Below are 14765 nucleotides of genomic sequence, written 5' to 3' on the forward strand. Positions count from 1 at the left end.
ATCTCCTTGAGGCAATTAACGCTTAGGTAATGGGCTGCTTTGCTGCGAAGCAGCGCTTAAAGCTGTCCAGCCGCAGGCGTTCATTGACCGTTTTGTTATGTGTTTTGGCACAATACCACCTCTTATACAAAATATACGCGATAGATGATTATTGCCGGTACACCAATACCTACGATTATTGAGATTAACATATTTATAACTTCCATGAATTTTTCGCCGTCCTTCATTCGCTGAAAGCGAGCTTTATAATCCAGTCTAAATTGCGCGCTGAATACAAATCGCCAAAATCCGGTTAAGTAGAGTAGAAGCTCTTCCATAGTTAATTACACATAACGCCGAGCTCACAGGAAATTGGGAGCGTAGTGAGTTATTTTCCTGTGCAGCTACTTGTTAGGCCTTGGTATAGGCCGCCAATCAACATCAATGGGGTATGCTTTGAAATTATAGTCAATGCCATATGAATGCTGCCCACCAGCTAAACTACATTTACCAAAACATGAAAACTCGCCATTATATCTTTCGGGTGGTGACGATATTACTATCTTTCCTTGGCAATCAGGGTAGATGCAGTTATTGGTATGTGTAAATATTGTGTAGCCATTTTCAGTTCGGATAAACAGTCTGTCCGAATATAGCCACCTACACTCGTCATCCCTTGGTGGCTCTGATGACATAATTTTAAAGTTATCAAAGAAGCCAATTAAAACAACAAAAAAGATTGTGCCAAAAGCAACTAAATATACCCAAAAAGGAAAGTCTATTACGGGGTGCATTTGCATAAAATCTGCAATAAGACTTAATCCAGGAAGAAAACAGGCAATGACAAAACCTGTAATAAACTTTCCTTGATCAGCTTGAGATATTTCTTTATATATATGCAATGTATTTTCATCTGCCAGGTTTGTGTATTGCCTAGACTGATCAACATTTACAACACCTGACTCATTGTTTATTACGGTCTGGTTTTTACCAACATTTTTTTGTTTAATTTCCATCGCCTCCTCCTGGACGCCTAACGCCGCAATAACAGGCGCGAGGTACGAGCGTCTTGCGCCGAAGGCGCGTAGTTAATTGCCTTGTTATGTTTATGTTGACGGAACATCGATTGCATTTTCCGATAACCAATCATGATAATCTTCGTATCTTATTAGCGAATAGTCACTTTTCCAACCAACTTTACGAAGCCATCCTTTTAATACAACATCTACAGAATCAATAACATCTTTATCGTTCATTGACGTTATCGTGTAGTCCGGCGGGCTCATCCAACCTGTAGTCTCTGGGTTGGGATCATAGATAATTTCAAGACATATGTATAAGTTTCTGATTTGCTTTACGTCACGAACATCTGCAATGACACTGTTACCCTTCTTTTTCTTAGGGTTGTATACCCCGGAACTTGTAAACACGACCCGATTAGCATCACTAAAGAAAGATGACCTAAAGTCTGCCATTTGATTTACATCCCCTGAACATAACAGCGTATTACACCGCAAGCTGCGGTGTATCACAGTTGCGGTGTAATTCTGGGGTTAATTATTTTAGTTGCCCATAAACTACATGATTAACATAAGCTTATCTACTCTCAATAAAAAGCTTCTCAGAATTACACCGCAACTTGCGCGTATATTAGAACTACACCGCAATATTTATGGTTATTAATATCAGCCACTTACCCGCCGTCGGCTTATTTTGGGGCTAACTTCTAACGGATTGAGAAGGGCTTATCAAGACACCCACCTATATTGATCTCTGAACGCGCCAACATTGAATATATGCGTCAGAATAACTATGGGTGTCTTAGTTATTTCCGTCAGCCACTTACCCGCCGTCGGCTTATTTTGGGGCTAACTTCTAACGGATTGAGAAGGGCTTATCAAGACACCCACCTATATTGATCTCTGAACGCGCCAATATTGAATATATGCGTCAAAATAACTATGGGTGTCTTAGTTATTTGCCATTAGTTATTTCTGCAGCACAAACACTTTAACATTGCCAACCCACTCAGTTTCATCCCCCAACACCAGTTTCAACTTCATTAATAGTCGAGAATCAACCAAAACAACCGACGGAATGTTCACCGACACTATTTCTTTTATGAAACTAAGTGGAGGCGTAACGTTTTTATTGTCAGATGAAATCCTAGGAACAAGTGATAACCTTATCATCTCAAGCTTTATTACAGATTCTAACAGAAGAACATCATCTTTATACTTATGAAAGAGTTCACTAATAAATGAGCCTGCCGTTTTATCGAAAAAACACTCACCGTACAAGGTACCAGCAGAAGTTGCTATCGACTGAATAGCTGCTTCAACACCAGAAATCCGTGTGATACCACCACCAGATAAATCTAGGTCACCATCATCGCCTAACTTAATAGTAGCTCCAACACCGGAAGGCTTCTTAGCAATAACTTTATCTTCAATTTTGACTCTAAATAACTCAGAACCACCTGTGGAATAATCTATTTCGATAGGTGATTTAATTACTCTTGCATCGCCTTGTGACTCAACGGATATAAACCTTTGATTCACCTCTATAGAGCCAAAGCCATCTGAGTAATTTTTTAACTCATTGCTAGAATCTTCTAAGTAACTTTCAACTATGAACTCCCACTCATTACCTTTAACTGACGACCATGTACCATACAGCAACAAATCAAACCCAATCGCAATAAGTGTTCTTCTACTTTCAAAATTATAATTATCTTGTAATTTTAGATTTTTATAAGCTTGCTCTTCGGCTTGGATTTTCCACAATCTTAAAGTTTCAACCGAATATTCTTTATGATCTGTATCTATAAACCTTGCATGAGCCCTACACATCCAGATCCCATTATCAATGGACCGCCTGAATTCAGGTGTAGTATCATTGTCAAATCTAGGGCCATCTTTTGCGGCAGCAACGATATGAGCTGCCTCACCTAAATTTAAAGATTTCTTTTCTTCTCCCTGCCCCATTCTTGGGCCAATTGTTATTTTTCCACAACCAGGGAAACTGCATCGCCAAGCAACTCGCTCAGCCATGGCCCTTTTGGTTGCTTCAGTGAAATCGTCTCGTTTACTCATAGATACTCAGTGAAACATAACGCTGCCAACAGCGGCTGAACGTAGCGAAGTCCAGCCAGCTTTGCTGGCAATGCTGATTGGCCTTGTTATAGCTGGGCTTGGTACATTGTTGCTGATTGTGAAGTAAGTCCATGCTAACCGCCGCTAAGCCCTGTTGTTAATTATTTGAGGGATACAGTACCGTACTAACGGCTGGATGGAAAGTGACAAGTGTCTGATAGCTGTAAGGATTTACGACAATCATGGTGGGGGTGTGTGGTGTGGATAGATGGCTGATATAAGCAAGATTAGTGCTTATCCAGACACCTACCTTCATCGTCTTTAAGTGTAATAGAGTTGTATATATGCGACAAATAGTTATGGGTGTCTTAGTTATTTCTTAATATAGCTGTGTACTTATAGAGTACTATAAGTGATTGATGGCTAGTCATTTACTCAATCAGTTCGTCAGGATATTCAGTTGCCGGACTTATCAAGACACCCAACTATATTGATCCCTGAACACGCCAGTATTGGATAGATACGCCAAAATAACTATGGGTGTATTAGTTATTTTCGGCCCTTGTTAGATCGTTAGTCGACTTGTCTTCCAGTGTATTTTTCATTTTCTCTTAGTTTTCTCCAGGCTTTTTCACCTCGTTCCCAGACAACAGAATTTTCAGTAATTTTCTTGAAGCTTTTTAATACATCCTTCCCAATCGCCAAGTTTCCGCTGGCATTTAGGTATACAAAATCTTCGCCAAACTCCTTCTTTATTTTATAAACAACAACTTCTTGATATAACCACTTCTTCGCTTCAAGCTGCCCAAGCATCCACGCAGCCACATCGTCGGCTGTAACTTTCTCTACTTTATTTTCCATATTTATTTCTTATTCTATTTCTAGAGTGATTGTGATCTAACGCCCAGTTCAGCCGCCGAGGTACGAGGTAGGCTGCAGCGTATTGTTAGAAGGCTCTATGACGTACTTCAACTGCTCAGGAGTAATTTCCTTTAATGCCCAATATTTATCGGAAGGCGCATACGCTGCAATTGCTGTTGTGTCGTAGAAGTGAACATCCTTTGCTTTTAAGTACTTAAAACCATTATCGGTAGAGACGTAGTCGGCTCCTGAAGCAGAAGGTAACCAGCCCTTAACCAGTGCTTCATACGCCAAAAGCCAATTCGATGTTTTTAGCTCGGCAGCTGTCATTAGCGACTCCCATAAACTAAAAGTGTATGTGTTGGGGATTAGCCCCTGCTGCTGAGCATCTAAGGTAAGTAATGCGATAAATGAATTCTCAATTGATGCAAGAATATCAACTGCGCTAGCTGAGAAATTCAAACCAAAAAGAATCATCCCAAATGTAGCGTAAGACACTTCGCTAGTATGTCCCATAGGGGCATGCTCAGTTATATGGAACTCCAAGGTTTCCCGTAACTCATCTTTATTGATAGGAAAACCTTTGCTTTCATAGAATTTAATGAAGTCCAATGCTATCGGTAGAATTCCTAGCTCTGCGATAGACCATTGTAAGATTATGCTCTGGTATGCTGCCCAGTTCTCGGGATAAATAAGCCGTGAAGAAGACTTTAATATTGCATACTTAACGATGGAATCATTCGGGAATTTCTTTAGGCAATCCATTACCAGATCAAAATAGTGTAAGAAATCATTCCTTTGCTGTGTTTTTCCCGTCCTGAATTTATAGTTTTTAAGCTCGTGCAACCATATAGGATCAAGTGGTGATGGAGCTTCTATTATTCTTGTTTTTGAAGAGTTAAGGGTGAGCTCGAATACTTCTAACACTTCTTGTAATCGCGCAAGTGTGGTTTCTGCTTGTTGATACGAGCTGCACCCAAACTCAAAGTCATCAATATACCGATGATACTTATCCCCGACTAAAGGGATAAGCATCTCATCTATAGATGTCATTACTATTTCTGCTATTGCAAAAGATGCATCTGGACCTATTGGTACACCCTTCGTTTGCATTTCTTGGCAATTTCTAATGTGAGTATCTATCTGATTGCCAATATTGGCATGAAACCCAAAGCCACTTTTAGCAACAGACTTAGTATGAAGAGCCCAAGGTATGCTATGAGTGTAAATCGAAGGGTAAAAATTACTTATATCAGCCTGAAGAATGTACTTTGAGGCAGATCGAGTTTGAAGCTTTGCGTTCGAAAGCTTCGCGAACCCCTTTTCCCAACTTAACGCCCGAGATGTATCAGCTACAGGGCGGCTCAAAGATTGATCTGACTTTTTAAAGTGGGCTTCAATATCGGCCCAGTTATCTGAAATGGACTTTGCTGCATGGTAGTAATTAATAGGATTAGGTATAGATAGAACCCTGCGAAGCTTACCTCGCCTAGCTAAGTTGAATACGGCACATTTTGAATTATATTTCGGCCCTCTTTTGCCATATGTGTATGGAGAGCTGGTGGGTAAAGATGGATCGCAAATGGCCGCCGCATAATCACTGGTTGTGAAGGGTGCAGGTAATTCGCTCGGGAAATATCCTTTTTCAAGTAGCTCTTTTAGCATATGGTATTTCTAATCCTACGTGATGATCTCAAAAAAGCCTTCTAACATTTGTATATGATGCCAGCATATATTATTTTATTGTTTTTAGCCCGAGAAATTACCTTAACCCATTGTTATTTCGACCCTTATTTTCCATTGACTGTCAAGATTACCCCGCGACGAAGTATGCTTCGTCCTATTATTTGTCGACACGGGAAATAAGAACTTTCAAGACACCCACCTTCATTGACCTCTGAACGCGTCGTAATTAATTATATACAACAAGATAACGATGGGTATTTCTATAGCTGCTATCATCTGCAACAAATAAGATAGCTGGCTTAGATATACAGTTTTATGCACACTCTAACTCCCCCGATTCTATACGCTCAACCCGATCGAACCCCTTAGTTTTTTTGAACAACATATTATGCTTAAAGTTAGCCATGGAGTCTGATGGATCAATTGCCTCTAAATTAAGGCGCTCTATTCCTCTACGTGATAGTGCTGCTGATAAAATAGGGGCTTCCTCTAAATGGCCTGTCTTTGAATTAAGCAGCTCGTCTACAGCTGTTACAATAATCAGGTTGTCAGGTATAGCTGAAAATAGTTCATTGCCTACCCGCAATACACAGCTGCAGACATAGTCTTGATATATTTCATTGAATCTACCTTTTGGCATATTCTTAACTGATAACTTCCCGCTTTTTAATAAGCTCTTTGCTTCGTTTGGAACTATATCAGTACCATGAACATTTATTGTTGTCTCCAAAACACCATTATCGTAGACAGAGATTGACAAACTAGACCCAAGATTAGAAATCTCTGTGAATAGCTCAAGGCTCTCGATTACTTCTATTTTAGCTTCTGCCTTACCATCTAAAAGCGCTTTAGCTATTTCTGTATTTTCTTTCCACGCTTCTACTTCTTGCTCCCATTTTGAGACCCTAGATTTGTGACACTCCTTATCTTCCTTAATAGCCTCATCAATTTTCTGTGAAAGATTCGATCTTTTCTTTTTCTCCCTTCGGAATAGCCGAGATAAAAATCCAGGATTATATGTCTCTAACAATAGACGAGCTTCCGATTCATTATCGTTGCTATATTGAGGTTCTGTAGGCTGCTTAGATGAAGCAATTTTGTTCCAGTCTATTAGATCACTACATTCTTTGTGGATTGATTGAATGACATCAATATGATTTTCATAGACTTCCACTTCGTATTTCGCTTTCTCTAGCTCCTGCATTTTGTCATATTCTTTTTGCTGCCTTTCAAGTTCCCTCGCCCTCCTTTTCGCATCTCTCTCCGCAGCACGAACTGCCGCCCCCACTGATCGAACTGTTCCTTTCCATCCCATTTTTGATTCCTTCTTCTTGTCTTCAGCTAACGCCGCGAATGGCAACTGAATGTTGCGAACTCAAGCCAGCTTTTGCTGGCATGGGGCGTTTTGCCCTTGTTATAGCTGTGCTTGTTTATTGTTGATAATAATGAAGTAAGCCCATGGTAACCAAGGCTAAGGCATTCTATCAATTATTGAGAGATACACTACCGTACTGGTACTGTGATTGAAAGCTACGCCCCCATTACAGCTATAATAATTTACAAAAAAACAATTTCTGCCAAAAAACACAAAACAGCAAAGCCGTTGCGCGATGTTGCTCGTCGCGAATGTCTCTCTTTTTGAGCAGCGAGCAACATCGCGCAACGGCCCACAAGCAGAACAAAAAAACCGCCCAACGGCGGTTTTTTAAAAGCTTACAAAAAGTGTTTACAAAGAGGCTTAAGCCACCTCAAACAACCCGGCCGCACCCATGCCGCCACCGATACACATGCTGATCACCACATACTTCACACCGCGGCGCTTGCCCTCTAACAAGGCTGAACCCACCATGCGAGCACCAGACATGCCGAACGGGTGGCCGATCGAAATCGCGCCGCCGTTAACGTTGAGCTTATCAATATCGATACCCAACTGATCCTGGCAGTAAACAACCTGCGAGGCGAAAGCTTCGTTAATCTCCCACAGACCAATATCGTCAACTGTTAGATTATGCTTAGCCAGTAGCTTAGGAATCGCGAAGACCGGGCCAATACCCATCTCGTCGGCGGCACAACCGGCGACGGCAACACCGCGATAATAACCGAGGGGCTCTAGACCTTGCTGCTTAGCCGTCTCTGCCTCCATCAACAAACACGCCGCTGCACCATCGGACAACTGCGAGGCGTTACCGGCGGTGACCGAGGTGCCCTGCTTAATCCACTGGCCATCTTTCCAAACCGGCTCCAGCGAGGCCAAACTCTCGGCGGTGGTGTTAGGACGATTACACTCATCCTTATCCACAACTACATCTTTGTAAGTGACCTCTTTGGTCTCTTTGTTAAACACTGACATCGTCGCCGCCATCGGCACAATCTCGGAAGCGAAGGCGCCGTTCTCCTGCGCTGCTGCGGTACGCTGCTGTGACAACAACGCGTAAGCATCCTGCGCCTCACGGCTGACGTTATAACGCTGGGCAACAACCTCAGCAGTCTCGATCATTGGGATATAGGCTGTCTCATCGATTGCCTGTACCGTCTTCGAGACACTGCGATAGGTGTTCTTATGCTTATTCTGTGTCAGCGAAATCGACTCGACACCACCGGCGATGGCCACATCGTACTCATCACACATAATCGCCTTAGCGGCAGTGGCAATCGTCATTAGGCCAGAAGCACACTGACGCTCCATCGCCATACCCGGCGTGCTCTCTGGCAAACCACCGGCAATGGCAGAAAGACGGCCGAGGTTATACGCCTGCGTACCCTGCTGGGCAGCGGCACCGAAGATACAATCTTCAACGGTTGCAGGATCGATACCGGTCTTCTCGACCAACGCCTTCACCACATGACCGCCCATTGCCGGTGCTTCGGTATCGTTAAAGGAACCGCGGAATGACTTGGCCAAGCCCGTACGGGCCGTTGCTACAATGACTGCTTCTCTCATCGATCTGCTCTCTTGTTATCCACCCCCGGCAGCGGCCGACAGTAGTGATTAAGTAGTAATTCATTATCGTTATACAGCGGCGACGCAGCATGGCATCACCGTTAATACTGAGCTGAGCCCCAGTGTATCGCAGCAGTGCCCGAGCGCTATCGCTCAAACGAGCGATAAAAACGCAAACGGTTGACGGCGAACACCAGAGCCGGGCATTAACCCTTCTGGCTAGAACACGACAGAATCTCGCCTGTCATATAACTCGAGTAATCCGACGCTAGGAACATCATCACGTTAGCCACCTCCCACGCCTCTGCCGCACGGCCATAAGCCTCCTTCGACTTCAACTCATTCAGCAACTCCTCCGGTGCCGACTTCAACAACATCGGGTGGAAGACAATCGACGGCGCCACGGCATTAATGCGCACATTAAACTCCGCCGCCTCCACCGCGGCACAACGGGTCAACGCCATCACACCAGCCTTGGCCGCGGCATAATGCGCCTGCTCCTTCTGCGCACGCCAGCCCAGCACCGACGAGTTATTCACAATCACCCCACCCTGGCCGCGATCGCGCATCACCTTCATCATGTGACGGGTCATCCGCATGGTGCCGTTGAGGGTGACGTTGATAACCTTATCCCACTCCTCATCTTCCATATCGACCAATAACTTCGAGGTACCGAGGCCGGCGTTGTTGATCAGGATATCCACACCGTTCATCTTCTCTTCGGCGAAACCGATCAAGCCCTGCACATCCTCTTCCACCACTACATTACCGACCTTGCCATACACCTCGGCCAGACCTGTCTGCTCCTTCAACGCCGCGACCGCTTTCTCTAAACGGCCCTCGTGGATATCGCTGATGACAATAGCGCGTGCGCCCTCTTCCGCCGCCCTTACCGCCGCGGAAAAACCGATGCCGGCACCGGCTGCCGCCGTAATGAGTACTGACTTACCGGCGATCAAGTTGCGGCCTTCAACGTAGGCGGGAGCTTTCAGATCGATCATGTTATTACCTTTATTGTTTATCTTTATGTTCAGAATGTACTGTTTTGCTTCACTTATCTATCTACGTTTACATCTCGCCGCCCATCTCAAGTGGCGAGCAAGCCGCTGGCCCTATTGCGCAACCTAAGCCCCAGTAAGCCGCTAACCCTGCTGGCGGGGTGTGGACAGCAGGGATGCTGTCCCCAAGCCTACAGGGAAGTATCCACGGCGTCCCCGACAGCAGGGTTAGGGGCGCTAAATAAGCGCTTACCTACCGCTTACCCTGCAAGCCGCTAGCCCTGCTGGCGGGGTGTGGACAGCAAGGATGCTGTCCCCAAGCCGACAAGGATGTCTTCACGGCGTCCCCGGCAGCAGGGTTAGGGGCGCAACGAAGCTCCCTGTACCCGCAGTCGCAAGGACTGACCGCAAGTAAGCACCTACTGCGGCTTAATCGTTACCCGTGGCTCACGCGGCATACCCAAGCCTCGCTCGGCGATGATGTTGCGCTGAATCTCGTTAGTGCCGCCGTAAATCGTGTCCGAGCGGACAAACAAATACATCGACTGCAAGCGGCTCAACTCATAGGGGCCGCCGTCTAACATCTCTGCCTCGGGGCCCATCACATCCATCGCCAACTCACCCAAGTCCCGGTGCCAAGTCGCCCAGAACAACTTATACATCAACGCCTCTTTCTGCAGACTACCATCATCGGCCCCCGACAACGTGCGCATCGAGTTATAACGCATAATCTTCAAGCCGGCGTGGGCCTCGGCAATACGCTGACGAATCACCGGATCACTGGCAGCGCCATTCTCCTTCGCCAGCGTAATCACCTGATTGAGCTCGTTCTGAAACTGCATCTGCTGACCGAGGGTCGACACGCCACGCTCGAAGCCGAGCAAGCCCATCGCCACCGCCCAACCCTGGCCCGGCTCACCGACGATATCATCGGCGGCACACACCGCATCATCGAAAAACACCTCGTTAAACTCACTGGTGCCCGTCAACTGCTCAATACCGCGTACCTCGACACCGGGCTGATCCATCTTCACTAAGAAGAACCCCAAACCCTTGTGGGCCACCGAATCCGGGTCCGTACGGGCGATCACAAAACAATAGTCTGACTCATGGGCCAGCGACGTCCACACCTTCTGGCCGTTGATCACCCACTGCTGCTTCTGCTCGTCGAAATGCGCCTTGGTTTTGACGTTAGCCAAATCAGAACCGGCACCCGGCTCCGAGTAACCCTGGCACCATAACTCCTTACCGGCGACGATGCCCGGCAAATACTTCGCCTGCTGCGCCGCACTACCGAAGGCAATAATGGTGGGGCCGGCCAGACCCTCACCGATATGACCGACGTGGCCGGGGGCACCGGCACGGGCGTACTCCTCGTGGAAGATCACCTGCTGCTCGATCGAACAACCACGACCGCCGTGCTCCTTGGGCCAGCCAACACACGTCCAGCCACCCTCGGCCAACTTCTGCTCCCAGCGCTTGCGCTCCTCGGGAAACATATGCTCGTCACCGGGGCCGCCACGATAGCGTAACTGGGCAAACTCACCCACCAGGTTCTCTTCTAACCAGGTCGCCACTTCGATGCGAAACTGTTCATCTGCCGCGCTAAAACTTAATTTCATGGTGACTCCCCGATTAATCTAACAGCAGCGTCGCGAGACGCTCGCGGTGGTAGGCGGCGTTACCCAAGTAATGCTCACTGGCCTTGGCGCGCTTGAAGTAGAGATGCACATCGTACTCCCAGGTGAAACCGACGCCGCCGTGTAACTGCAGCGCATCACCGGCGTTTTTAAAATACGCCTCGGAGACAAACGACTTGGCGATGCTCGCCGCCTCGCGCAACTCACCGCCGAGGGGGCCATCGATCAACGCTTCCTGGGCGATACAAGCCGCGTAGTAAACCCCGGAGCGAGACGCCTCGGCACGGCTCATCATATCCGCCGCCTGATGCTTCACCGCCTGGAAACTCGCCACTGGGCGATTAAACTGCACCCGCTCCTTGGTGTACTCGACGGTCATATCCAACACCTGCTGACTGCCACCCATCTGCTCGGCGGCCAGACACACCGTCGCCAAGTCGACAATCTTAGCCAACGGCTCGGCGGCATCGTCGCTCATCAAGTTCTCCGCGCTCAGCACCACCCCGTTGCAGCGAATATCGGCCTGCTTGCGGGTCTGATCGAGGGTCGGACGCCAAGTGCGCTCGACCCCGGCGGTATCGGCGGGCAAGACAAACAGCGCCAGCTTATCACCGCCCTGCTCGCGGGCGGCAATCACCAAGCTGTCGCTGGTGTGGCCGTCGATAACATAACGGTAGTCACCGTCGACGATAAACTGCTCGCCGTCACGACGGTACTCGGCGGTGACGCCATCGGCGTGCCACTGACCGTTGCCGGTAAAGGCCAACGTCGCCGTGCCGCCGTCGAGAATCTTACCGAAATACGTTGCCTGCTGTGCCTCGTTAGCCGCCACCAACAGCGCGCTGCTGGCCAGACAAACAGTGGAAAAGTACGGCGCACAGACCACGTAGCGGCCCATCTGCTCCATCACCGCCACCAACTCGACATAACCGAGCCCCATGCCGCCAAATTCCTCTGGAATGGTCACGGCCTGAAAATACAGCTCGCTACAGATGCGCTGCCACAACGCCGTGCTGTAGCCCTGTTCCGTCGCCATCGCCTCGCGGATGGCTTCAGAGTTCGACACATCAGCTAAAAAACTCGCTGCGGTGTCGCGGATCATTACCTGTTCTTCGGTAAATGCGAATTCCATGGGAACCCCGTCGTTATCATTATTTGTCTATGGGTGATGCACAAAAAGCGTCGGCGAACTTACTTGCTGCCGTAGACCTTCTGCGCCGGCACTTCCTGCTCGAGCAACTGCTTCATCGCTGCACCAATCTCACTCGGTGCCCACTGGGCATTCTTCTCGATGCCCGCGGTTGAACGCCAGCCATCGGCAATAGAGATCTTGCCGCCCTCGGATTCAAATACCCGGCCGGTCACCTCGGCCGCCTCGCTGGAAGCCAACCACGCCAGCAGCGTTGAGACGTTTTCCGGCGCCCAGTAATCGAAGCTGTCGTCTTCCGGCTTGGCCATGCGTGTCGCCATCGCCTCGACGGCGGTGGTCATGCCGGTCCGTGCCGCCGGTGCCACGGCGTTGGCGGTGATGCCATAACGCCCCAGCTCAGCCGCCTGGTTAAGGGTCAACGCGGCGATGCCGGCCTTGGCAGCAGCGTAGTTCGACTGGCCAACAGAACCCTGTAAACCAGCACCCGAGGTGGTATTGATGATGCGGGCGTCGACGGCCTTACCGGCCTTCGACTGATCGCGCCAATACTGCACGGCGTGCGAGCTGATGCAGAAATGGCCCTTCAAGTGCACCGCCATGATGGTGTCCCACTCCACCTCGGTCATCGAGGCAAACATACGATCGCGGTTGACACCGGCGTTGTTGAGCACGATGTGCAGATCGCCGAAGGTATCGATCGCCTGCTTCACCGCGTTGCCGCTGTCTTCGTAGTTGGTGATGTCCGAGGTGTTAACCACGGCCTTGCCACCGCTGGCGACAATCTCATCGACCACGGCCTGCGCCGCCGCCTCATTGATATCGTTAACCACGACGCTGGCACCTTCACTGGCGAAGACCTTGGCGTGTGCGGCTCCTAGACCACCACCGGCGCCGGTGATGATGACAACACGATCCTGACAAATAGCCATGATGTTATTCCTGTTTTTAAAGTTGTTTTTTCAAATCTTTTTTTAATTCTGTTTTTTAAGACCTGCCTTAAGATCTGTTTTAAGGTTTTTTTCAGGCTCTATTTCAAAATCTTTTTTTATGTTTTTTAAAATTCCAATGCGAATTTACGCTTTAATTTTTATCACGCGTTATTGCTTATTGAAGCATGGAGCGATGGGCTATTAAACGCTTTCACACATCGCTAGCGGTCATCATTAAAAACGTGTTTTCGTCGCACTATAACGTCGGCTGTTAGACTGCAAATCACTGTCTAGACGCTCGATGATGGTAACGTTGGCCTGGCCACCGCCCTCACACATGGTCTGTAAACCGTAGCGACCGCCGGTGCGCTCCAGCTCGTGCAGCAGCGTCGTCATCAGCTTGGTGCCTGAAGCGCCTAACGGATGACCCAAGGCGATAGCACCGCCGTTGACGTTGGTCTTCTCGATCGGGTAGCCGGTCTCTTTCAACCAAGCCATCACCACGGAGGCGAAGGCCTCGTTGATCTCAACCAGGTCGATATCGTCCAGGGTCAGGCCGCACTTATCGAGGGCGTACTGGGTGGCCGGGATCGGCGCGGTCAACATCCAGATCGGGTCGGTGGCACGCACGCTCATGTGGTGGATACGGGCGCGGGGCTTCAGGTCGTACTTCTCCAGTGCCGCTGCCGAGACAATCAGCATCGCCGACGAGGCATCACAAGTCTGGCTCGACACCGCCGCGGTAACCTTGTCACAGCCGAACAGATAGTCCAGCTCGGCCATCTTCTCCAGCGTCGTATCGCGTGGCGTCTCATCGTCCTCGACACCGTTCAGCGGCACGATCTCACGCTTGAACTTGCCCTCTTGAATCGCACCGATGGCGCGCTCGTGCGACTGCAGCGAATAAGCCTCGAGCTCGGCACGGCTGATATCCCACTTGTCGGCAATCATCTGCGCCGAGTTAAACTGCGTCGGTGGCTGCTTACCGTAACGCTCTACCCAACCGGTAGAACCGGTGAACGGGTCGCTAAATCCAAGGGGCTCCGCCGCCGTCATCGCATAGGAAATCGGAATCTGCGTCATCGTCTGCACGCCACCGGCGACAACGACATCCATGCAGCCGGACATGATCGCCTGCGCGGCAAAGTGAACCGCCTGCTGCGACGAGCCACACTGGCGATCGATCGTCGTCCCCGGCACGCCATCGTCGAGACCGGCGGCCAACCAACAGGTGCGCGCGATATCGCCGGCTAACGGGCCAACAGTGTCACAACAGCCGAAGATGACATCGTCATAGTCGCCGTCGGGAATATTGTTGCGCTCGACGATCGCCTTCAATACGTGGGCACCCAAATCGGCGCCGTGCACGTCACTTAAGCCGCCTTTACGACGACCGGTAGGACTGCGCACTGCATCGACAATATAAGCTTCAGCCATGATCTTATCCTCGAAAATTTGTTATTTATAAAAACCGTTTTTATTGATA

Annotated in this window: 13 protein-coding genes; all 13 read right to left on the minus strand. The window is 48.8% G+C overall.

Features of this window, described 5'->3' with window-relative positions; translation table 11 throughout:
• Positions 1-383 precede the first annotated feature (383 nt).
• Positions 384-995 (minus strand): hypothetical protein, encoded by a 612-nt coding sequence (locus tag EDC56_RS05625; protein ID WP_123711498.1) that lies wholly within the window; start codon positions 993-995, stop codon positions 384-386.
• A gap of 90 nt (positions 996-1085) precedes the next feature.
• Positions 1086-1454 (minus strand): hypothetical protein, encoded by a 369-nt coding sequence (locus tag EDC56_RS05630; RefSeq protein ID WP_123711499.1) that lies wholly within the window; start codon positions 1452-1454, stop codon positions 1086-1088.
• A gap of 513 nt (positions 1455-1967) precedes the next feature.
• Positions 1968-3074 carry an HNH endonuclease gene (locus EDC56_RS05635; RefSeq protein WP_123711500.1) on the minus strand — a complete coding sequence of 369 codons (1107 nt, stop codon included), beginning with the start codon at positions 3072-3074 and terminating at the stop codon, positions 1968-1970.
• Positions 3067-3207, minus strand: a complete 141-nt coding sequence (locus EDC56_RS19565) for a hypothetical protein (protein ID WP_162844092.1) — start codon at positions 3205-3207, stop codon at positions 3067-3069. Before EDC56_RS19565 ends, EDC56_RS05635 begins: the two co-directional genes overlap by 8 nt.
• A 440-nt stretch (positions 3208-3647) precedes the next feature.
• Entirely contained in the window at positions 3648-3935 is a 288-nt protein-coding gene (locus EDC56_RS05640) for a DUF6953 family protein (RefSeq protein ID WP_123711501.1), read from the minus strand.
• A 48-nt stretch (positions 3936-3983) separates the two neighbouring features.
• A complete protein-coding gene (locus EDC56_RS05645) occupies positions 3984-5600 on the minus strand; it encodes an RNA-directed DNA polymerase (protein WP_123711502.1) in 1617 nt (538 codons plus the stop codon).
• A gap of 334 nt (positions 5601-5934) precedes the next feature.
• Positions 5935-6936, minus strand: a complete 1002-nt coding sequence (locus EDC56_RS05650) for a hypothetical protein (RefSeq protein ID WP_123711794.1) — start codon at positions 6934-6936, stop codon at positions 5935-5937.
• A 423-nt stretch (positions 6937-7359) separates the two neighbouring features.
• The gene (locus EDC56_RS05655; protein ID WP_123711503.1) at positions 7360-8562 is read right to left on the minus strand and encodes a thiolase family protein; all 1203 of its coding nucleotides are present in this window, start codon (positions 8560-8562) and stop codon (positions 7360-7362) included.
• 206 nt (positions 8563-8768) lie between these two features.
• Positions 8769-9563 carry an SDR family oxidoreductase gene (locus EDC56_RS05660; RefSeq protein WP_123711504.1) on the minus strand — a complete coding sequence of 265 codons (795 nt, stop codon included), beginning with the start codon at positions 9561-9563 and terminating at the stop codon, positions 8769-8771.
• 416 nt (positions 9564-9979) lie between these two features.
• A complete protein-coding gene (locus EDC56_RS05665) occupies positions 9980-11182 on the minus strand; it encodes an acyl-CoA dehydrogenase family protein (RefSeq protein WP_123711505.1) in 1203 nt (400 codons plus the stop codon).
• A gap of 13 nt (positions 11183-11195) precedes the next feature.
• Entirely contained in the window at positions 11196-12332 is a 1137-nt protein-coding gene (locus EDC56_RS05670) for an acyl-CoA dehydrogenase family protein (protein ID WP_123711506.1), read from the minus strand.
• A 59-nt stretch (positions 12333-12391) separates the two neighbouring features.
• The gene (locus EDC56_RS05675) at positions 12392-13279 is read right to left on the minus strand and encodes an SDR family oxidoreductase (RefSeq protein ID WP_123711507.1); all 888 of its coding nucleotides are present in this window, start codon (positions 13277-13279) and stop codon (positions 12392-12394) included.
• 234 nt (positions 13280-13513) lie between these two features.
• Entirely contained in the window at positions 13514-14716 is a 1203-nt protein-coding gene (locus EDC56_RS05680; protein WP_123711508.1) for an acetyl-CoA C-acetyltransferase, read from the minus strand.
• Positions 14717-14765 lie beyond the last annotated feature (49 nt).

Origin of the sequence: Sinobacterium caligoides, assembly GCF_003752585.1 — a bacterium.
Lineage (GTDB): Bacteria > Pseudomonadota > Gammaproteobacteria > Pseudomonadales > Sinobacteriaceae > Sinobacterium > Sinobacterium caligoides.